This is a genomic window from Halosolutus halophilus (assembly GCF_022869805.1).
Classification (GTDB): domain Archaea; phylum Halobacteriota; class Halobacteria; order Halobacteriales; family Natrialbaceae; genus Halosolutus; species Halosolutus halophilus.
This window is the reverse complement of record NZ_CP094974.1, coordinates 2,315,157-2,336,006: the sequence shown is the minus strand read 5'-3', so window position 1 is coordinate 2,336,006 and position 20,850 is coordinate 2,315,157. Positions and strand designations below refer to the sequence as shown.

Sequence of the window (20,850 nt, the reverse complement as noted above, 5' to 3'; positions counted from 1 at the left end):
CGACTCGATCGGCGGGCAGCGGGGCCCGACCGACACCGGTACACACTTGATCGAGACGCCACAAGGTGATCCTACTGGCAATGAACGTCGAACGGGTCGCGGACGCCGAATCGGCGGCCGCCGTGGAACAGGTGACCGACGTCGAGTACGACGTCCCGACGGATGAGTCGCCAGATCACACCTGCCCCTACTGCGACCGTCCCTTCCGATCGGAACGGTACGTGACCTTCCACGTCGGGAGTACCCACCCCGAAGAGTGCTCCGAGTCGGAACGCGAGGCGTTCGACGAAGCGCGCGACGACGAACAGTACGAACTGTTCACCTTCCACCTCAAGGCAGCCGTAACCGTCTTCCTGCTGTACTTCGTTTTCACGTTCCTGTACGCCCTCGTCTGGTCCGGGTGACCGGAGAACGGGATCAGTCGCGGCGTCGACGACTGACCCGATCACCGGGTTCGAATCGCTGCCCAGTATTTCGATCCTTCGTCACTGTCCTGTAGAGGCCTCGCGGCCGCTCGTTTCCCGTTGGTTCCCGTCTCGCGAAACCACCGACGCGTCGTCCTCGCGGGTTCGCTCCCGCTGGCGTCGTGATCGCTGGAGACCCGATCGTGCGACTGACACGGGCGAACTACCCGGTGGCCGTCTGATCCGGGGGAGAGCCAGCGCGTCAGTCGCCGCTGTGGACCGGCGTGGCCGCGACACGGCTTCGGTCGATCGTCCCGCGGTCGAGAAGAGTGCGCTCGCGGAGAACAGTGTCGAACGGTGTGCAGTCGAAAGTGCGCTACAGTTACGGGGAATCGGATGAAGCGGGGAGCCCGCTACATCAGGTAGAACAGTGGGAACAGGAACACCCACACGATGTCGACGAAGTGCCAGTAGAGCCCGAAGTACTCGACTGGCCGGTGATCCTCGAGGTAGGCGTCGACGGACACGATCCGGTAGATCATGAAGCTGGCGACCAGCAGCCCGAGGATCACGTGCAGCGCGTGCATCCCCGTGGTCACGAAGTAGATCGAGTAGTGCAACTCCGTGAACCAGTAGACGCCCTGAGCGAACTCGTACGACCACTCCCAGCTTTTCACGCCGAGGAACGTGAGCCCGAGCAGGAGCGTCGCGACCATGGTTCCGAGCAGCCCCTTCCTGTTCTCGCGTTCGGCCATCACCAGCGCGAGGATGACCGTGAAGCTCGAGGTCAACAGGATGTACGTGTTGATGAGCCCGGCCTCCGTCGACGGCGGCACGGGATCCCAGGTGCCCCAGCCCGCGTGGATGCGCGCGAAGATGTACGCGCCGATCGCGGCACCGAAGACGACGACGTCCGACGCGAGGAAGACCCAGACGCCGAACTTGGTGTTGTCGACGCCGCCGAACGGCCAGCGTTCGGCGATCGCCATCTCGGGGACGTTGAACTCCTCTTTGCCGAAGTTGAACAGGGTGATCGCCAGGATGGCGAGCCCCGCGACCAGAATGACCGGATAGAGCACGTTCGTCTGGCCCATGTTGGTCAGTTCGGCGCCGCGTTGGGACGCGAACTGGGCCACGTACGGAGTCATGCCGCTCAGACCGAGGAAGAACACGCCCATCCCGAGCCCGATTCCGAGAGGCCAGATGCTGGCGTGGTCCGCGTGTTCCTCCTCGTGGGCCGCCGTCTCGGCGGTAGCGACGCCACCGTCAGTGGCGGTCGTCGAGTCGTCGACGAACTCGAGCTGACCGCTCGCGTAGCTCGGCCGATCGTGCCAGTTCTCGAGCGGCGGTGGCGAGGGGATCGCCCACTCGGCGGTTCGCGAGAACTCCCACGGGTTGTCGGGTGCCCGTGGCCCCCTGAGCCAGCTGTGGGCGAACGTCGCGAACATGATGAGGAACGACGCACCGAAGACGAACGCCCCGACCGTCGAGAGCTGGTGGTAGATCTGGACGCTTTCGGAGTAGTGGAAGACCCGTCGGGGCGTCTCCCACGCCAGGAACTGTGGGAAGTACAGCAGGTTGAACCCGATGAAGTAGACCGCGAAGTTGAGCTTGCCCAGCGCCTCGGAGTACATCTTCCCGCTGATCTTCGGCCACCAGTAGTAGAGGCCGCCGACCAGTGCGGTGACTCCCGCGACCATCACGTAGTGGAAGTGAGCGACGACCCAGTAGGTGCCCCGGAACTCGTAGTCCAGCACGACGGCACCGAGGAAGACCCCGGTGATTCCGCCGAGGATGAACAGTACGAGCGCGCCGAGACTGAACAGGAACGGGGTCGTAAACCGAACCCGGCCCTTGACCATCGTGTAGATCAGCGCGAAGACCATCAGGTCGAACGGGAGCGAGATCCCGATGGTCGTCGCCATGAACAGGGTCTTGATCTCGAGGTTGATCGCCGTCAGGAACATGTGGTGCATCCAGACGAGGAACGACTGCACCGCGACGAGCACCATCGCGATGATGACCCACTTCCGGCCGACGAGACGTCGTCCACAGAAGGTCTGGAACGTCTCGAACATGATCCCCAGCGCGGGGAAGAAGACGATGTACACCTCGGGGTGACCGAAGAACCAGAACAGGTGTGCCCACATCAGGCTCGAGCCCTCGTCGGTCGCGAAGTACTGCGTGAGGAAGATGCGGTCCGTGGAAAGCAACAACAGCGCAGCGAGCAGTGCTGCGAACGCGAACAGCATCATCCAGACGGTCAGCAGCCACGACCAGGTGAACATCGGGAGATTCCACAGCCCGAGTCCTTCCGCGCGCGACCGGTGGATCGTCACGAGGAAGTTCACAGTCCCGATCGTGATCGACATGACGAACAGCGTCAACGCGAGGATCGTCGCGGTACCGCCGGTCATCGCCTCCATCGCCGGCGTGTACGTTGGCACGTTCAGCGGCGCGTACATCGTCCAGCCACCGGCGAAGGAGCTGCCCTGGAAGAACGAAATCCCGAGCAGCATTCCCGAGAAGAGATAGAACCAGTAACTCAGGGCGTTCAGTCGTGGGAACGCAAGGTCTTTCGCCCCGATCTGAAGGGGGACGAGGTAGTTCGCGAACCCGGTCGCGATCGGCGAGAGGAACCAGAAGACCATCACGAGCCCGTGTACACTGACGGACTGGTTGTACTCGCGGTTCGTCAGCAGATCGATCCCGCCGGCTTCCCACAAGTGCGTACGGAAGATCAGGGCCAGGACGCCGCCGAAGACGAGAAAGAACAGGGACGTCGAGAGATAGAGGATGCCGACGTCCTTGTGGTTTGTCGTCACGAGCCACCGCTTGACCGATGTCCTCGGTGGAAGATCACTCATCAGTTCCCACCTCCACTCTCGTTGTCAGCGCTGTCATTGTTCGTTTCGTTTCCGGTTTCGCTGTCACTGTCTTCGTTGCCGCCGTTCTCTCCGTCGCTACTGTTCTCGTCACCGCCACCGCCGTCTTCCTCGGGTGCCTCTTCTTCGAGCCACTGATCGAACTCTTCTTGCTCCATGACGTTGACCTGGCCGGTCATCTGGGTGTGACCCTCACCGCAGAGTTCGAAGCACTTGATCTCGTACGTCGCGCCTGGCTCCTCTGCCATGAACCAGGTCTGTTCGTACTCACCGGGGATTGCGTCGGATTTCACCTTCAATTCGGGTATACCGAACGTGTGCCATACGTCGCCGCCGGTCGTCTCGATCCAGATCGGCGTGTTCGCCGGAATGTTCATCGTACTGACCGATTCTGCGCCGTTCTCGTATTCGAAGAACCACGCGAAGCCCTCACCGGTCACTTCGATTTCGACGGCGTCCTCACCCGGGCTCTCGCCCGGGCCATCTTCGACGTACAGCAGCATCCCGTACGTCCAGATGACCAGCGAAATCACGATGATGGCACTCAGACCGAACGAGAGGAACAGTTTTTTGCCGCCCTTTCCACCAGTCGGTAACTCTCCGAGCGTCGGTGTGTCGTCGTCGTCTGTCGAGCCAGTATCGCGGTACTTGTACGCGTTGTACAGCGTATACGCGACCACGACGACGCCGACGAGCGTCCCGAGTCCGAGGAAGACGAGGAAAATCTCCTCGAATACGTCGACGCGCGTCTGCACCTGCATCGGAGTCGTAACTGCGTTGAAGATCGTATTCACCTCTTTTGAAGACCTCTTATATGTCGGACGATGATGTCTGAGAGCACTTATCTATTTGGAAACCGCCCTGCCGCGTCCCGTCATTTGGCGGGTATCGGCGAACGTTACCGGAAATATTCAATCGGCGTTCGCGAACTCCGACTCGATCCATCACCGATCCGTTGGACCGCCACGACTTTTGTCTATCGTTCGTCTCGTGGGACAGCCGCGGTGCAAAACCGGATTACCACCGATCACGCCATCCCCGTCGAAGGCGTTCGGCGCTTAACCACCTGTTGCGCCGGCGGTGGCAAGAGGTCGGTTCGATCGCAGACGCAGGGACGGACGACTAATCCGACCGCAACAGGACAGTGAGTCGGCCGACGAAGATCTCCCCGGGGGCGCCGAGTTCAGGCGCACCCTGCTGTTCGACGTCCTTCCGCAAGAACCGATCGGGCCGGGGCGGGCGATCGCTCGCGACACGCGATACTACCCGATGCTGACTACCTGCCGGGGTGGATGGATCTCGTCCCGACGGCGTTTGTCCTCCCGTCGGTAGACTCTATACCCGGGGGAACCTACCGGCGAGCATGCCGGAAGAAGTTCTCTTCGAGTTCGAACAGTCGATGGAGACGGCGGAGATCGCCGACTACCTCCGGACGATCGCGGACAAACTCGAGCGCGGCGACGATCTCGCCCTCGAAGCGGGCGGGGAGTCGGTGACGATGTCACCGCCCGCCCGGCCGACGTTCGAGATCAAGGCCGAACGAGAGACCTCGAGTACCGGCGGTCCGGGCGAATTGAGCGTCGAGTTCGAACTCGAGTGGGACGAAGGTGCGGACGGCGGGGACGAGGGATCGGGTGGGCTGACGATCGAATAGCCCGATCGGCGTCAGAGTTCGACGACCCAGACCCGGAACTCCGACGGCAGGTCGTACACCCGCTGGAACGCGGCGTCGATGAACTGGGCGATCCGGTTCGGGTCGGCCTTGGCGCTGATCCGGGCGTTGACCCCCTCGGCTTCCTCGGGGCGATGGAGGTCGGCGATCTTGAACGCCGGGTACTCCCCCAGAAGCGTCTTCAGCGTCTCGAGTTCGTCGTCCGTACAGTCGAGGTTGATCGTGCCGTCGCCGAACTGGATCCACGGGACCCCGAGGTCGGGATCGGGACCGGCACCGGCCTCGGCAGTTTCGCCCGTGAGCAGTTCCTCGTCGACCTCGAGTGTGAGAAAGCCGCTTCCTCGATCGCGGTGGGCCGTGATCGCGTCGACGTACAGTTTCCGTCGCTCCACCGGGTCGACTGCATCGAATCTGGTCATACCCGTACGGATGTGACCAATTCTTTAAGCCTTTATGCGGTGGCGCTGAACGAGCGCGTATGGCACAGCCACGAATCCTCATCCTGGGTGCACCCGGGGCGGGAAAGGGGACACAGAGCCAGAAGATCACCGACGAGTTCGACGTCGACCACGTTACCACCGGCGACGCGCTCCGCGCGAACAAGGACATGGACATCTCCGACATGGACACGGAGTACGACACGCCACGCGAGTACATGGACCGGGGCGAACTGGTCCCCGACGAGGTCGTCAACGCGATCGTCGACGAGGCCCTCTCGGCGGCCGACGGCTTCGTCCTGGACGGCTACCCGCGGAACCTCGAACAGGCCGAGGAACTCGACGAGATGACCGATCTCGACGTCGTCCTCTATCTCGACGTGAGCGAGGAGGAACTCGTGCATCGGTTGACGGGTCGGCGGATAGATCCCGAGACCGGCGAGATCTACCACGTCGAGTACAACCCGCCGGAGGATCCGGACGTCGAAGCCCGACTCGAACAGCGCGACGACGACACCGAGGAGACCGTTCGCGAACGGCTGCGCGTGTTCCGCGAGAACACCGAACCCGTCATCGACCACTACGACGAGCAGGGGGACCTCGAACGGATCGACGGCGAGCAGGCACCGGACGAGGTCTGGGCGGACGTGAAGGCGACGATCGAGGACGCCGCGTAATCCCGGATACGTAACCGTATTTTTCGACGCCGCGCTACGTGTTCTCGACGTCGATTTCGTGGTGGGCGACGTTGAGGTAAGTGAGCTGAGGGGGGAGATCGTACTCGTCCGGGTAGAGCGTTACCGGTTCTTCCCCGAGGTCGTCGTCGTATTCGAAGTTAATGCCGCCGAGACCGCCCTGGAAGTGTGCCGTAGATGTGACGATTGCCCCGGTGAAGTCGACGTTCGAGAGGATACAGATCTGCTCGTCATCGCACCCGCCTTCGATCGGGTTCGTCCCCGTCCAGTCGTTACTGGGTGCGTAGATGGTCCCCGTGAACGAGCCGTCCCGCATCGCCACGTACATCTCCGACGTGCCGTACACCTGCATATGCGTCGCCGAACTCCCACCCATATCGCCATTTGTGCTGAGGTTGCCCGTCGAGTAGATCTTCAGTGAGTTGTTCGTTCCGGTAGCGTTTTCGACATTTAGCGCGGATCCGGTGTGATTGAGCGAGACGTCTCCGTCCACCATGAGTGTCGCGTTCCCGTCCGAGAGGTCGAACGTCACCTCGTCGGTATTGTCGTCGAGGACGACCTCGTCCGCCAGGTAGGTTCCGTTCGTGAAGGTTTCGTTGTCCGTGATCGAACCGACTTCTTCGACGTCGTCGTAATACTCGTCGTTTTCCATGTCTTCGAGCATCCTTTCGATCACGTCGTCGAGTTCGGGCATTTGCTCGTGCCGGACGGTCTCGTTTCCGTAATCGACCTCACCCGATTCTTCGGCCGGTTCCGAGAGCGTGACACCGGAGTCGAAGGCGTCCTCGATGTCGAGATAGCCAAGCCTGATCGAGACGGTCTGGTTCTCGTGATCGACGTCGCGGACGACGGTGTCGCCGGCTTCGCGCGTGAAGAACCGTTCCCAGCCACGGTAGTACTCGCTCGTGATCGTAATCCGGACCTCGGCGTTCTCGACGTTGGCGTCCGCGTAAACCGTCGTCCGTTCGTGACTGACCGAGATGTCGCCCGAGTCGAGCATCGTTTCGCCATTGATGGTCGTCACCGGCAACGTGAGCGTTTCCGTCCTCGCGTCGTAGTATATCGGCGGAACGGAGACGACGCGCGTCTCGTTACCCGTCCCGCTGAACACGGCCCCGGACTCGTAGGCGATCCTGCTTCCGTCGTCGCCTTCCCACTCGACGGTACCGATCGTCTCGTTGATCGGTCCGTCGAGTTCCGCCGAGGAGACGTTGATCCACCCGGTTTCGGCTCGCGCTACCGCACCTCGTTCACCGGCATCGAGATCCATCGAGTGTGTCACGTCGCTGTCGATCCGGGCCGACCCCATCTTCTGGCTCAGTTCGACGAACGCCGGTTCGACACGTTCCGCTTCCGTCTGTGCTTCCGTGTTCGTTAGCACTTCGCCCGCCGTGAGAAAGAGAACGGAACTGGTAACCCCGACCATCCCGATCAGGAGAACGATTCCAATCATCGCCGACTGACCCCGATCGGCAGTTTCGGGGCCGTCACTGTGATCCCGCGAATTCATATCTCTTTCACTGAACACCATCGTATTAAGAAAGACGACCTGCCAGACATTTCACGACGGTTTATACCACACTTTGTAGATATATAATAACCGTGCGGCAGGTAGATTGGACGATAAATGGTTCGTAATTTGACCACATTCTCGATCGAACAATACTCTCACTCGAGTCCTAGCTGCAGTTGGTCTGCCGACGCCGGACTAACGAATTGTATTCCGGATCCGACGCGAGCTCACGCCCCGATGTCGGTGGAACCGATCGTGGCGTCAGCCATCGGATCGTCGGAAAGAACGGTAGATCGAGTGTTTCGAGACCGGGAATTACTCGTTTTTCACGTCGAGTTCGTGAACTGCGACGTTCAGGTACGTGATCTGAGGCGGCCGTTCGTATCCCTCGGGGTAAGGATCGACGTCCGCATCTGCAAGGGCCTCGGCATAATTGAAGGTCGACGCATTCGATAGTGCACAGACCGAGTACGCAACTATTGAACCACTGAAATTCGTGCCTCCTCCTGCCTGCATGTGAACCTGGTAATCCTCCTTATCACGATTCTGGTCTGGTGCGCAGGTTCCTCCGTCTTGAATCGTTAGTCCATCCCACCAGTCTTTCTTTTCGTCTGATGCGACATAGAGAATCCCCTCGAAATGTCCACTGTTATTGGGACCAAAACTTACAGCCATTGTTGACGGACCGTAGAACTGGATCACCTCTGCATTTCCATTACACCCTTTAACACAGACTTCGCCGTCAAATTCGGCGATGTCACCACCGACATAGATCCGGAGAACGTTGTCTCCAGCACGGTCCGTGACGTTTATTTCCCCTTCATGTTTCCAGTCGCCTCCCACTATGAGCGTCGTATTACCGTCCGAGAGATCGACGTTGTAATCAACATCTCCGTTGACCTCATCGACGTAGTACGTTCCATCTTCAAGAGTGGCAGTCTGGTCACCAGTGAGGTTCTCGTCGACGTCACCGGACTGTGCGTCCTCAATCATCTCGTCAATGACATCGTCCATCGGCGGCATTGGGGTCCCGGTCTCGTATTCGTCACCGATAACGCCTTGTTTATCGTCAAAATCCCCTTCTCCACCGTTAATCATCACGCCTTCTTGGAACGCATCGTCGAAATCCGCGTATCCGAGCATCACTTTCACCGTTCGATTCTCGTGATCGACTTCTTGGACCGACACGCCGCCAGCCTCCTCCCGGAAGAACTGTTCCCAGCCGCGGTAGTACTCGCTCTGGATCGTCATCGTGACCGAATCGTTCTCCACGAACCGCACGCCGTCCATCGGATCCGTCGAGTTCTGCCGGACGGCGATCTCGCCGGAGTCGAGGGTTCCCTCGCCACTCAACGTCGTGATCGGGAACCAGAGGGTTTCGGCTTCCGGATCGTAGTTGACGTTTGGAGCAGAGAGCATCCTGGTCTGGTTCCCCCGTTCGCTCCAGACCCCGCCCGCCTGGTACGCGACGACCGTGCCGTCGTCTCCCTCGTACTCGACGGCACCGATCGACCTGTTGATATCCACGTCATCGCCTTCGATCCTGATCCAGCCGGCGTCGGATTTCGTGACCGCACCCGAGTCACCGGCCTCGAACTGCATGGACCGCATCCCATCACTGTCCGCCGACGCCGTCGCCATCGTGTGTCCCATCTCGACGAACGACTGTTCGATGCGTTCGTTCTCCGTTTGCTGTTCCGTATTAGTGATGGCCTCACCACCGACGAGGAAGATTCCGACGCTGGTGACTGCGACCATCCCGATAAGCAACACGATTCCCAGTAGCGCCGCCTGGCCTCGGTTAGATGTAATAGAGTTTATATATTTGCTCCCGAGTCGAGACTCCATAGCCGTCACACGGATACTCTTCGTATTAAGTAAGTCGACGTATCAAACCATTCAGGATAGTTTATACACCAGATCGTGATTGCTATAATTGGCAGACTGAAGCCGAATCGTTCTATAAACAATCCAGATATTATATATAATATATCAGTGATAATGTCGCCAGAAACGATCGTGATCTGACGACTACCGTCGGCGCTGAGTCGACGAGTTTTCGGACACAGTTCACGGTCCGGTTCGTCGATCGAATCGGTCCTGCTGAGAAATTCGATACCGGAGGATCGAAGGCTCCGAATTACCGACTCAGTCCTCGATCACGACGTTCTGTTCGTCGATGTCGATCACGTAGTCGCTCGAACCGCTCGACGAGTCGGGTGCCGATCCGACGTCGAAGCTAACGTCCGAGTCGGCAGTCACGTCGTCTGCGATGGCTTTGAAGACACTGTCGAGTTCGTCCGCGTTGTCGACGTTCACATTTTTCCCACCAGTTTCGTTCGCGATGTCTTCAAGCAACTCCTCGTCGAGGTCATTGAAACCTAGACCGATGGTATGAACGGTGACGTTCATGTCCTGTGCCCGGTCTACTTGAGCCATTGTCGCTTCACGGGCATTATCATATTCGGGGTTGGTCCACAACGCATACCGGCTCCAGGGTGGGTTGTTTTTACCGTCGCTTAGCAGGATCATCGTCCGATTTTGATCCTCCGATGGCTCGTCTTCGTAATCGTCTAGCGCAGTTTTCATTCCTCGGGAGATATCGGTACCGCCGCCAGCAGTGGCTTCGACACTGTCGTTAACTGATTCGAGATCGGAACCCAGTTCGTGTTCTACGTATCCGTCCGTATTGAATTCGTAGACACCAGCCCGATCGTTATTTGACTCGTCGAGATATCCGATAAAGTCCCGAGTCGCGTCGATACGTTCTCCGTGTGGATCGTTCGTCGACATCGATCCCGATCGATCCAGCACGAACGTCACGTCCAGCGGCTCTCGGTCGCCTTCCTCGACGAGTTCGATCTCCCTGTTCTCCTCGGGGATCGGCACCGCCGTTCGCAGCGATCGATCGAAGTTGACGTCGACGTGGTCGCCGAGGGTCGTTTCGCCGCCGATGACCGCACCGGTGATCTCGACGCCGTCTTCGATCACGAGATTACTCCCGGGGGCGTAGATCACGCCGTCGAAGTCGTCTTCGACTCTGACCGTCGCACCGCTTCCCGCGTAGACCCAGAGTGCGTTGGCCCGGTCATCGTCCTTGATGGTGATGTCGCCGTCGATCGTGACGTCGTCCTCGGTGTAAATGTACGCGGAATTCTCGTCCTTGACCTCGAGATCCGACAGCGTCACGTCCCCGTCGATGCCGATGTGAGCGTCGCCGTCGCCGGTCTCGATCGAGTTGAGATCGTCGTTCAGTTCGTCCCCGTAGTATAATCCGGCGCCGATGCTGTTGTTAGACTCGACATCTTGAGCGTCGCCGTTGCTCTCGAGGTACTCCAGGTCGTCGACGGCCGTCTCGAGTTCGTCGTCGATGTCGTCGATCGACTCGAACGGTTCCGACACGTTCGCTACTAATATCTCTTCTTCGTCCTCGTCAAGCCAGTACACGGCCGTCTCGCCGTCTCCGGACGTATTGATGTATCCGTATCCCGCCGGGGGATCGGCCCGATCGAGGTCCGCAGCGTACGCGATCTGTGAGACGGACGGATTCGAACCGTCGTCCTTGGTTAGTTCTCCGTTGACGACGGGGACCGCGTCGATATCGGCCCCGGCGTCCAGCGTGAGTCGGTCGTCGACGACGAACAGATCGTCGGTGACGTTCGCACTCGCGTCGTGATTATCGTAGGCCGTCACGCTCGTACTGTTACCGAACTGTCCCCCGATGCCTTCCGTGTGGAGGCCGCCGTAAACCACCGGATCGATCCCGACGTGCTCCGCGAACGGATTGGCGTTGTCGATCGTCGCGACGACGGTGACCGACTCGTTCGCCGGATCGTGACAGACCTCGTTCTCGTCCGGAGCGGGGTTCTCCTCGCAATCGACCGCCTCGAACTCCTCCTGTAGGAAGTCGTACCAGGCGTCGTGATACGGCGTGTTCGTAACCGTCAGTTCGATCTCGTCGACGAACCCGACCTCGTCGATCACGTCGTCGACGTTCGCCGACTCGTCCACCGGTTGACTGGTGACGGCGTGTTCGCCGCCCCCGGCAGTGCCCTGGTGATTCGTTACCGAGAGATCGATTCGGCCGACCTCTTCGCCCGCGGCGTTCGTTTCGGTATAGTACCGAACGTCCGGCTTCGAGACGAGCGTCGTTCCTCCGTCTACCTCACGCCAGATGCCACCGGCCTGGTGGCCGAATTTGTTGCCTGCACTGTCCTCGTACCGGAGCGTTCCCATCGTGATGTCGTCCAGTTCTTTCGGTTCACTGTATCCGTTGGAGACGCTGATCGAGATCGTGCCATTACTGGACACCTCGTATTTACCGTCCTCGTCGAGATACACGGATCCGCTCGAATCGCTATCCATCATCGCCGTCCGCAGGTCGTGGTCGAACTGCTGCATGACCTGCTCGCTTTGCGCTGCCGACGCTTGCGATTCGACCGTGTCGAGCGCAACCATACCTGTCAGTGCTACCACAGCAACTCCCACGGAGACCATCCCGAACAGCAATACGAGCCCCACCTGTGGACTCATCCCACGTTCGGTTCCGGATGGTCGATTGTCTATGCACCCCATAGAACACCCAATATATGCATGATAGAACTACAAAAATTTACCGAGTCAGTGACGTCTTTTAGGGGCCGTCTGGCGATCGGGCTATCGTAGGGTGTTCAGAGGCTCCGGGAGAGAGATACCGGCGGGAGAGCCGCGACGAGGCTTTCGGGAACCGGAATTCGGACTCCGAATAGCACCTCGGTTGCTCCGAGCGTGGCCCGCCGAAGAAAAACACTTGTATATCGGACGGGCCCTAGCCAACGACTAGATGACGCGTACAGCCGAGAAGATCAACGCCCTCGTCAGCGAGGATTCCTCGATGGCAGCGGCCCTAGAGGCCATCCGCGATGAGGCCGACGAGAACGGCGGCGAGGTCGAGTGGGCCGACGTCCGCGACGACCTGACGAGCGGCCAGTGGGGCCGCCTGATCGAAAAAGGAGTACTGGTCGACGGCGACGAGGGATTCGAGATCGCCGATCGCGAGGCCTTCGACGAGGCACTCGACGGTGACGGCGAGGCCAGCGTCCCCGACGTCGACATCGACGACAACGAGACGAGCTGGTCACAGTGGGACAAGACCGCTGCCATGGGTGCAGTCCTGCTGATGGTCGGTTACTGGCTCGACCCAGTCCAGAACACGGTTGGAAGTACCCTCGATCTCGTGCTCGGACCGCTGGACACGGCCCTGCCGTTTTACGCCGTGATCCTCTCCGTCGCGTTGCTGACGGGCCTGTACTCGACGCTGCTGCAGGCGAACCTGATGAACCCCGAGATCATCGGCAAGTACCAGGAGCGGATGAAAGCGATGCAGGACAAGCAAAGCGACATCAAGGAACGCAAGCAGGAGGCCGAAGAGCGCGGCGCGAGCGAGGCCGAGATCGAACGCCTCGAAAACGAACTCGAACGGGCGCGCGAAGAGCAGATGGAAGCGATGACGGAGAACATCGGGATGTTCAAAGAGCAGTTCCGGCCGATGGTCTGGATCATGCTGTTTACCATCCCGCTGTTCCTCTGGATGTACTGGAAGATCAGGGCCGGCGGTGTCGGCGACTCGACGGTCGTTATGCCGCTGGTCGGCGAAACCACCTGGCAGTCCGGGGTGTTCGGTCCGATGCAGGCGTGGATCGTCTGGTACTTCCTCTGTTCGATGGGATTCACCCAGCTGTTGCGCAAGTCGCTGAACATCGACATGTCGCCGACGGGATCGTAGCAATCGCCGTCGACATCCGTCGTCCCCGCTCGTTCACCGCCGTTCCCAGTGTAGACACGTTGACACCCGACTATGCCGCATAACAGCGCGGGCAACGCCGACTGATCCAAAACCCATTTTACCCACCGCATCGGAGCAGGGATATGTTACTCACCGTCTCCGGCCCACCGGGAAGTGGGAAGAGCACGACGGCGGGGTTGCTCGCCGATGCGTTCGATCTCGACCACGTCAGCGGCGGAGACATCTTCCGCGAACTGGCCGACGAACGCGGCTATACGCCGCTCGAGTTCAACAAACTCGCCGAAGAGAACGACCAGATCGATCGGGATCTCGATCGCCGACTGCGAGAGATCGCGACCGAGGAGGACGACCTGGTGCTCGAGTCGCGACTCGCCGGCTGGCTGGCGGGCGAACACGCCGACTTCCGGTTCTGGCTCGACGCGCCGGCGGACGTCCGCGGCGAGCGAATCGCCGAACGCGAGGCGAAAGATCCCGTGCGTGCGACCGAAGAGACCAAAGCGCGAGAGGCCAGCGAGGCGCAGCGATACGAGGAGTACTACGGGATCGACATCCGGGATCTGACGATCTACGACCTCTCTATCAACACGGCTCGCTGGGAACCGGACGCGGTGCTGGACATGCTCGTCACCGCCGTGGGGGAGTACGACGCCGCCGGTGACGAAGGGAAAGCACCCGTGACCGGCATCGACTACCGGTTCTGATGACGCTCCGAGGCCCACCCGAGGACCGATCGCCCGCCGAACTGCTCTCCTTCGGCGTCGTCAACCTCGACAAACCGCCCGGCCCCTCCTCACACCAGGTGAGCGGCTGGCTCCGGGACGCCGTTGCCGACACCCTCGCCGAACGCGACGCCGACGCGACGATCGACCAGGCGGCCCACGCCGGGACGCTAGACCCGAAGGTCACCGGCTGTCTCCCGGTCATGCTCGGCGACGCGACGCGGCTCGCGCAGGTCTTCCTCGAGGGGGCGAAGGAGTACGTCGCGGTGCTCGAGTGTCACGGCCCCGTGCCGGCCGACGCGGAGGCCGTCATCGCCGAGTTCGAGGGGGCGATCTACCAGAAACCACCGCGCAAGAGCGCGGTCGCGCGTCGTCTGCGAGTACGTGAGATCTACGATCTCGACGTGCTCGAGACCGACGATCGGCGGGTCCTCCTGCGGATCCGGTGTGAGAGCGGGACCTACGTCCGGAAACTCTGTCACGACCTCGGCCTTGCGCTCGGGACCGGTGGCCACATGGGCCACCTGCGGCGGACGATGACGGAGCCGTTCGACGACACCGATCTTCACACGGCCGCCACGTTCCTCGACGCGCTCGCCTTCTGGGTGGAGGACGACGACTCCGGACCGCTCCGCGAAGTCGTCTCGCCCGCCGAACGCATCCTCGAACCGCTCCCATCGGTCGTGATCGCCGAGAGCGCCGCTCGCGAGGTCGCCACGGGCGCGCCCGTCTACGCCCCCGGCGTGTTCGACGTCGACGACGGGGCGGATCGCGGCGACCTCGTGGCCTGTTACACGCCCGACGGCGCGGCGGTCTGTCTCGGCGAACTGGTCGGCGATCCCGCCGGCGAGAGCGGCGTGGTGGTCGATCTCGAACGGGTACTGGTGTGAACGCCCTCTACTCGACCACTACTGACACGGTTCACACTGTGGGACCGGAGGTTTCGCTTCGAGTCACCCTGAACCCGCTTCGGTTCTCGACCACGACAGATCACGCTCGATACAGCATTCCCGCATCTCGACACAGGGACCAGTCTCGATCCGGAGATCGATCTCGATCGGTCTCCACGTACTGCTCCCGATCGTAGCGGTTGGTCGACGCCTGCTCGTCTCTCGATCCGCCGACTCGGCGGTCGGGAGAACCTCACGATATGTTTACCTGTTAACCTACCACTCTTTGAAGATATAATGATACTTTATTAGTTAGTATGGTACGAGACCTCACGCGTCGAACGGTACTCGAGCGATCAGGTGCACTCGCCGCAGTCGGAACGGCGGCGCTCGCGGGATGTGTCACGGAAGACAGCAGCAACGACAACGGCGATCCGAACGACGAAACTATCCGGATCGGCGCGTTCCAGCCGACCTCGGCCGACCTCCAGTACTACGGACAGACGGCCCTGCAAGGGTTCTACGGTGGACTGGCGTACAAGTACGACGACGTCGACCCGATCGACGGACTCGACGTCGGCGAGTACACGATCGATCCCGACGACGGACCGACGTACGAGATTATCGTCGAAGACACGGCGTTCGATCCGGACACCGCACAGCTCGTCGCGGAGGACCTGGTGGTCGACGACGAGGTGGACGTGCTGTTCGGCGGTACGTCGTCCGACAGTGCGCGCCGCGTGATCGACACCGTCGTCACACAGTCGGACGTGCTGTATCTCTGTGGCCCGGCGGCGGACGGGGACATCACCACGTCGGACGAGTACTGCCACGAGCGGGTCTTCCGTGCGAGCGAACACACCGCGATGGACGCCCGCTCGGGTGCCACCTACGTCGCCGAGCAGATGGACGTCGAGAACGTCGCGATGTTCGGATCGGACAACTCGTTCGGCAAGGGTGGCGTCGAAAACTACGCCGCCGTGTTCGAGGAGTACGACCACATCGAACTGCAAGAACCCCGGTACACCGAGGCGGGGTACGCCGAGTTCGGGGGACTCCTGGACGAGGCCGTCGCCAACGGCGCCGACGCCGTCGCCGGCGTCTACACGGCCGTGACGCTCCCGTCGTTCATACCCACGGCGATGGACTACGACGTCGAGATCTTCGGCGGGTTCGCGGAGATGCTGACGATCGGTGCGCTCGGTGGCGCGTTGCGACAGGCACTCGGCGAAGACTTCACCGCCGAAGACATCGAAAACGCAGGTCTCGGTCCGTTCACGACGCGGTATCACTGGAACCAGTTCGACAACCCGATCAACGACGCGTTCATCGAGATGACCATCGACGCCTACGACCAGGTTCCGGACCTGTTCCACTCGGGAACGTTCACGCTCGCCTCGGCGCTCGCCCAGGCGATCGACGAGTCCGGCTCGACGGCCACCGACGACATCGTCGATGCGATGACGGGAATGACCGTCACGGACACGCCGAAAGGCGAGAACGGGTACGAGTTCCGGGAGGCGAACAATCAGGCAGCGTCGGAGATGGCGATCGCGTATCCGGTCCCGACGAGCGACGAGTGGGCGGACACCTGGGACGCCAACATCATGCCCGGTGAACCGGTCCAGTACGTGTCGGCCGAGGACGCGATGGTGCCGGAAGACGACGTCGGGTGCAGCCGCTGATAGCTCACCGATGTTGCTTTCGACGTCCGAACTGACGAAGTCCTTCGGTGGCATCACTGCCGTCGACGGTGTCGAGTTCGCCCTCGAACCGGGACAGCTCTGTTCCGTGATCGGTCCGAACGGTGCCGGCAAGACCACGTTCTTCAACCTGATCACGGGCGAACTCGAGCCCACGAGCGGCACGGTCGAGTTCGATTCCTCCGTCACGGAGGGGACCGCCGACATCACGACGGCGGACCCGGCAGCGACCGCGCGCCTGGGGCTGCACCGATCGTACCAGATAACGAATATTTTTCCGACGATGTCGGTCCTCGAGAACGTCAGAATCGCGGCCCAGGCCCACCGCGGAACCGATTCGTGGCGATTCTGGCGGAACGTCAACAGTTTCGAGGGACACTTCGAGGAGGCACGCGCGATCCTGGAGCGGATCGGTCTGGCCGACGACGCCGACATCGACGCTCAGAACCTCAGCCACGGTGAAAAACGGAGCCTCGAGATCGGTATCGCACTCGCCGGCGATCCGGATCTGCTCCTGCTGGACGAACCGACCGCCGGGGTCTCCAGCGAGGACGTCGGCCGACTCACCGACCTCATCGAGAACATCGCGGCGGACCACTCGATCATGCTGATCGAGCACAACATGGACATCGTGATGGACATCAGCGACCGTGTCGTCGTCCTCGACAACGGGTCGCTGATCGCCGACGGCGACCCGGCCGCGATCCGCGACAGCGAACGGGTCCAGCGGGCCTACCTCGGCGGCTACGGCGACGACGAACTGGACGGAACGGAGTCCGACGACACCGGGACGGGGGTGGCGACCGGATGAGTTTCCTCGAACTCGAGGAGGTCCACACCTACTACGGCGAGAGCCACGTGCTACAGGGAGTGAGCCTCGACGTGGAGGAGCGAGAGATCGTCGCGCTCATCGGTCGCAACGGGGTCGGAAAGACGACGACGCTGCGATCGATCCTCCAGCTTACCCCGCCCCGGGAGGGGACGATCCGGTACCGGGGCGAGGACATCACCGGCAAGAACACGCACGAGGTCGCAACCGACGGCATCGGCTGGGTCCCGGAGGAACGACGGATGTTCGGCTACCTCACCGTCGAGGAGAACATCCGCGTGGCGGTCCCCCCCGGCGGCGACTTCGAGGCCCAGCGCGAGTACGTTTACTCGCTGTTTCCCGCGCTCGAAGAGTTCCGGGAGAACGAAGCCAGGAACCTCAGCGGCGGCCAACAGCAGATGCTGGCGATCGCACGCGGCATGGTCGGCGAGAACGACCTGCTGCTGGTCGACGAACCGAGCGAGGGACTCGCCCCGATGATCGTCGACCAGGTCGTCGACGCCCTCGAGACGGCCTCCGAAGAGACGACGATGGTCCTCGTCGAGCAGAACTTCCCGCTCGCGATGGACCTCGCGGACAGGTTCTACCTCATCGACCACGGAACGGTCGTCGAGTCGGGTTCGACCGAGGGCGTCACGGCGGACGACGAACGGATACGGAGGTATCTGAGCGCATGATCGGATGGAGACTACGCGATAGAGACCGGAACGACGCAAGGCGCACGGCTCTCGAGAGGGTGACGCGCCGATGACGATCGAACTGGCGACCGGCCTACCGCCGGCGACCGACTTTCCGATGGCGACCGACCTCCCGCTGGTAGTCGATACGCTCGCCCGACTGTTCCAGCCCGATACGCTCGCGCGGATTCTCGTCGAGGGACTCGGCAAAGCCGCCGTGTACTTCGTTCTCGCCGTCGGGTTGACGCTCGTCTTCGGACTGATGGGGGTGCTCAACTTCTCTCACGGGGCGATGGCGATGCTCGGTGCCTACATCGGGGGGCTCCTCATGGTGCTCGCCGTCTCCGACGGAACGGGGACAGTCGCGAGAATCGCGTTCTTCTTCGTCGCCATCGTCGCGGTATTCGCCGTCCTCACCGCGTTCGGGAGCACGATCGAGTACTCGCTCATCCGGCCGATCTACGATCGGACGCCGATGTACCAGATCCTCCTCACGTTCGGGCTCGCGCTGATCGTAGAGGAGGTGACGCGGATCGTCGTGCTCGCCCGGGGGATCCAGCCGGATCCGGCGTGGTCCGCGGCGATGGCGACGGCGCCGACGCAGTTTACCGATCGGCACGATCTTCTGGGTGCGTCGATCCGCGGACTCTACGCGTTCGAGATCGTCCTCGGCGTCCTCGCCGTCGTCGGCGTCTGGCTGTTCCTCAACAGGACGCTGTACGGCCTCTACATCCGGGCCGGCAGCGAGGACCCGGAGATGGTCGAAGCGCTCGGGGTCGACGTGCGCCGCACGTTTACGATCGTGTTCGGGCTCGGAACGGGACTCGCCGGGATCGGCGGCGTGTTCCTCATGTGGGATCCACTCTGGGGACCGAGTGCACTGCTCGCCATGGACGTGTTGCTGTACGCGTTCGTCGTGGTGATCATCGGCGGCCTCGGCTCGTTCGAGGGAACCGTCGTCGCGTCGCTCCTGGTTGGGATCACCGACTCGTTCACGACCTGGCTGTTCTCGACCGGAATCGTGACGTTCACCGGGCTGCCGGCGCTCACGATATTCGGCCTGCTGGTACTCATGCTGATACTCCGTCCACAGGGGCTGTACGGCGTCGAGGAGGTGGGTGGCCATTAGCCCGACTGACCGCGGTCGCGAGCCGCGATCGGACGGCGGAGCCGACTCCGCCCTCGAGACGCCGTCGGACGGTGCCGACTCGGCCGACACCCGATCGACGGCTTCCGCGATTTCCAGCGACGACCACTGGCTCGCGTCGTACGCTCGCGATCACGTCGCACACCTGCTGGTCGTCGCCGCCTTCGCGCTGTACCCGATCGTCCTCGGCGTCCTCGATCGGACGCCGCTCGCGACCGAGGCGTCGTCGTTCCTGCCGGGACTGACGGCCATGATCGTCGTCCTCTACATGGGCCTGTTCGCGATGAGTTTCGACTTCGTCAGCGGCTACACCGGCTACCTCTCGTTCGGCCACGCCGCGTTCTACGGGACCGGCGCCTACGTCGTCGTCCTCGCGGCGAACGGGAAGGTGCCGGGTGTACCCGCGGACACGCCGTTCATGCTGATCGTGCTCCTGGCCGCGCTGCTTGCGTTCGTCGTGGCGCTCGCGATCGGTGCCGTGTCGTTCCGCCTCAGCGGCGTCTACTTCGCGATGATCACCCTCGGGTTCGCCCAGGTGATTTACGAGTTCGTCCGTCACTGGGGGTACGTCGGGACGAACCCGACCGAGGGCGCGACGATAGCCACTCCGGACGGGCTCTCGATCGGCGTCCCGTACGTCGACTCGCTCACCTTTGCGGTCGGACGACTGACCGGGGATCGCTTCGAGAACGTCCTCGGCCTGGGGATCGACGTCTCCGCGACGATGACGTCCTACTACGCCCTCGGAGCGGTCGTCCTCGTCTGCTACTTCGCGATGCAGCGGATCCTTCACTCCCCGTTCGGGAAGGTGATGGTCGCGATCCGCGAGAACGAGGAGCGAGCGAGAGCGGTCGGATACGACGTCTTCTGGTATAAAATGGCCGCGTTCGCGACCAGCGGGTTCTTCGCCGGCATCGCCGGGGCCCTGTTCGCCGCGTACGCCCGCGGCGCGTCGCCGGACAACTCCTTCTACTTCCTCGTCACGGCTGACGCGCTGATCATGGCGATCATCGGTGGTATCGGGTCGCTCGCCGGGCCGCTGTACGGGGCGCTCTTTCACGAGTGGCTCGGGGACATCCTCACGACGGACGACGAGGGAATCGCGACGTATCTGGAACAGTTCCTCCCCGAGGGAATCCTTACGACCGAAATCGGCGGCGTGACGCTCTACGACCTCGTCGGAACGGCCCTCACCGGTCGCGCACCGCTGTACCTCGGGATCATCTTCGTGCTGTTCGTGCTCTTCGTCCCCGACGGCTTGCTTGGCTCCCTTCGCGATCGGGTCGGCGGCCCCGTCGGCAAACGGCTCCCCGACGTGCTCGACCGCTACCGGCGGTAAGCCGACTCCCCCTTCTGCGACGACGGTGTCGCGCCCGATCGGACACGGCCCTGCGTTGGCTCGGTGACGCACGACGCTATCGAGACCCGGTCGATCACCCCGGAGCCCGGTCTCGAAACGACACGCTTAAACGGCAGACGACCGTCGATCCACGT

The 20,850-nt window shown here is 61.9% G+C and carries 17 protein-coding genes; 11 read left to right on the top strand and 6 right to left on the bottom strand.

Annotated elements, in window-relative coordinates:
- Positions 1–80: 80 nt before the first annotated feature.
- Positions 81–404: a DUF7410 domain-containing protein gene (locus MUG98_RS11405; RefSeq protein WP_265112229.1), complete on the top strand. Its 324-nt coding sequence runs from the start codon at positions 81–83 to the stop codon at positions 402–404.
- Positions 405–817: 413 nt separating this feature from the next.
- On the opposite strand, the gene MUG98_RS11400 is transcribed toward MUG98_RS11405, so the two are convergent.
- Both MUG98_RS11400 and coxB read right to left on the bottom strand, forming a co-directional pair.
- Positions 818–3,271: a cbb3-type cytochrome c oxidase subunit I gene (locus tag MUG98_RS11400; RefSeq protein WP_265112228.1), complete on the bottom strand. Its 2,454-nt coding sequence runs from the start codon at positions 3,269–3,271 to the stop codon at positions 818–820.
- Positions 3,271–4,050 carry a cytochrome c oxidase subunit II gene (gene coxB / locus MUG98_RS11395; RefSeq protein ID WP_265112227.1) on the bottom strand — a complete coding sequence of 260 codons (780 nt, stop codon included), beginning with the start codon at positions 4,048–4,050 and terminating at the stop codon, positions 3,271–3,273. Before coxB ends, MUG98_RS11400 begins: the two co-directional genes overlap by 1 nt.
- A 602-nt stretch (positions 4,051–4,652) precedes the next feature.
- Here coxB and MUG98_RS11390 point away from each other — a divergent pair.
- A complete protein-coding gene (locus MUG98_RS11390; protein WP_265112226.1) occupies positions 4,653–4,943 on the top strand; it encodes an amphi-Trp domain-containing protein in 291 nt (96 codons plus the stop codon).
- Positions 4,944–4,954: 11 nt separating this feature from the next.
- Here MUG98_RS11390 and MUG98_RS11385 read toward each other — a convergent pair whose 3' ends face one another.
- On the bottom strand, positions 4,955–5,380 hold the full coding sequence (locus MUG98_RS11385) for a DUF7975 family protein (RefSeq protein WP_265112225.1): 426 nt from the start codon (positions 5,378–5,380) through the stop codon (positions 4,955–4,957).
- Positions 5,381–5,439: 59 nt separating this feature from the next.
- Between MUG98_RS11385 and MUG98_RS11380 the strand changes: the two genes are divergently transcribed.
- A complete protein-coding gene (locus tag MUG98_RS11380) occupies positions 5,440–6,075 on the top strand; it encodes an adenylate kinase (RefSeq protein ID WP_265112224.1) in 636 nt (211 codons plus the stop codon).
- Positions 6,076–6,109: 34 nt separating this feature from the next.
- Here the strand turns inward: MUG98_RS11380 and MUG98_RS11375 are convergent, their stop codons facing one another.
- The 3 genes from MUG98_RS11375 to MUG98_RS11365 all read right to left on the bottom strand — a co-directional run bounded on the left by MUG98_RS11375 (position 6,110) and on the right by MUG98_RS11365 (position 12,103).
- Positions 6,110–7,546 (bottom strand): DUF7289 family protein, encoded by a 1,437-nt coding sequence (locus MUG98_RS11375; protein ID WP_265112223.1) that lies wholly within the window; start codon positions 7,544–7,546, stop codon positions 6,110–6,112.
- Between the two features lie 375 nt (positions 7,547–7,921).
- The gene (locus MUG98_RS11370) at positions 7,922–9,454 is read right to left on the bottom strand and encodes a DUF7289 family protein (RefSeq protein ID WP_265112222.1); all 1,533 of its coding nucleotides are present in this window, start codon (positions 9,452–9,454) and stop codon (positions 7,922–7,924) included.
- Positions 9,455–9,754: 300 nt separating this feature from the next.
- On the bottom strand, positions 9,755–12,103 hold the full coding sequence (locus tag MUG98_RS11365; protein ID WP_425601095.1) for a vWA domain-containing protein: 2,349 nt from the start codon (positions 12,101–12,103) through the stop codon (positions 9,755–9,757).
- 325 nt (positions 12,104–12,428) lie between these two features.
- On the opposite strand from MUG98_RS11365, the gene MUG98_RS11360 reads away from it, so the two are divergent.
- The 8 genes from MUG98_RS11360 (at position 12,429) to MUG98_RS11325 (ending at position 20,695) form a co-directional block, all read left to right on the top strand.
- Positions 12,429–13,370, top strand: coding sequence for a DUF106 domain-containing protein (locus MUG98_RS11360; protein WP_265112220.1), 942 nt, complete (start codon positions 12,429–12,431; stop codon positions 13,368–13,370).
- Between the two features lie 143 nt (positions 13,371–13,513).
- Positions 13,514–14,092, top strand: a complete 579-nt coding sequence (gene cmk / locus MUG98_RS11355) for a (d)CMP kinase (RefSeq protein ID WP_265112219.1) — start codon at positions 13,514–13,516, stop codon at positions 14,090–14,092.
- Entirely contained in the window at positions 14,092–15,000 is a 909-nt protein-coding gene (locus MUG98_RS11350; protein ID WP_265112218.1) for an RNA-guided pseudouridylation complex pseudouridine synthase subunit Cbf5, read from the top strand. Before cmk ends, MUG98_RS11350 begins: the two co-directional genes overlap by 1 nt.
- Before the next feature lie 317 nt (positions 15,001–15,317).
- Positions 15,318–16,685 carry an ABC transporter substrate-binding protein gene (locus tag MUG98_RS11345; RefSeq protein ID WP_265112217.1) on the top strand — a complete coding sequence of 456 codons (1,368 nt, stop codon included), beginning with the start codon at positions 15,318–15,320 and terminating at the stop codon, positions 16,683–16,685.
- 10 nt (positions 16,686–16,695) lie between these two features.
- Positions 16,696–17,514 carry an ABC transporter ATP-binding protein gene (locus MUG98_RS11340; protein WP_265112216.1) on the top strand — a complete coding sequence of 273 codons (819 nt, stop codon included), beginning with the start codon at positions 16,696–16,698 and terminating at the stop codon, positions 17,512–17,514.
- On the top strand, positions 17,511–18,209 hold the full coding sequence (locus tag MUG98_RS11335) for an ABC transporter ATP-binding protein (RefSeq protein WP_265112215.1): 699 nt from the start codon (positions 17,511–17,513) through the stop codon (positions 18,207–18,209). The genes MUG98_RS11340 and MUG98_RS11335 overlap by 4 nt, the downstream gene beginning before the upstream one ends.
- A 118-nt stretch (positions 18,210–18,327) precedes the next feature.
- Positions 18,328–19,338 carry a branched-chain amino acid ABC transporter permease gene (locus MUG98_RS11330; RefSeq protein WP_425601094.1) on the top strand — a complete coding sequence of 337 codons (1,011 nt, stop codon included), beginning with the start codon at positions 18,328–18,330 and terminating at the stop codon, positions 19,336–19,338.
- The gene (locus tag MUG98_RS11325) at positions 19,328–20,695 is read left to right on the top strand and encodes a branched-chain amino acid ABC transporter permease (RefSeq protein ID WP_265112213.1); all 1,368 of its coding nucleotides are present in this window, start codon (positions 19,328–19,330) and stop codon (positions 20,693–20,695) included. The genes MUG98_RS11330 and MUG98_RS11325 overlap by 11 nt, the downstream gene beginning before the upstream one ends.
- Positions 20,696–20,850 lie beyond the last annotated feature (155 nt).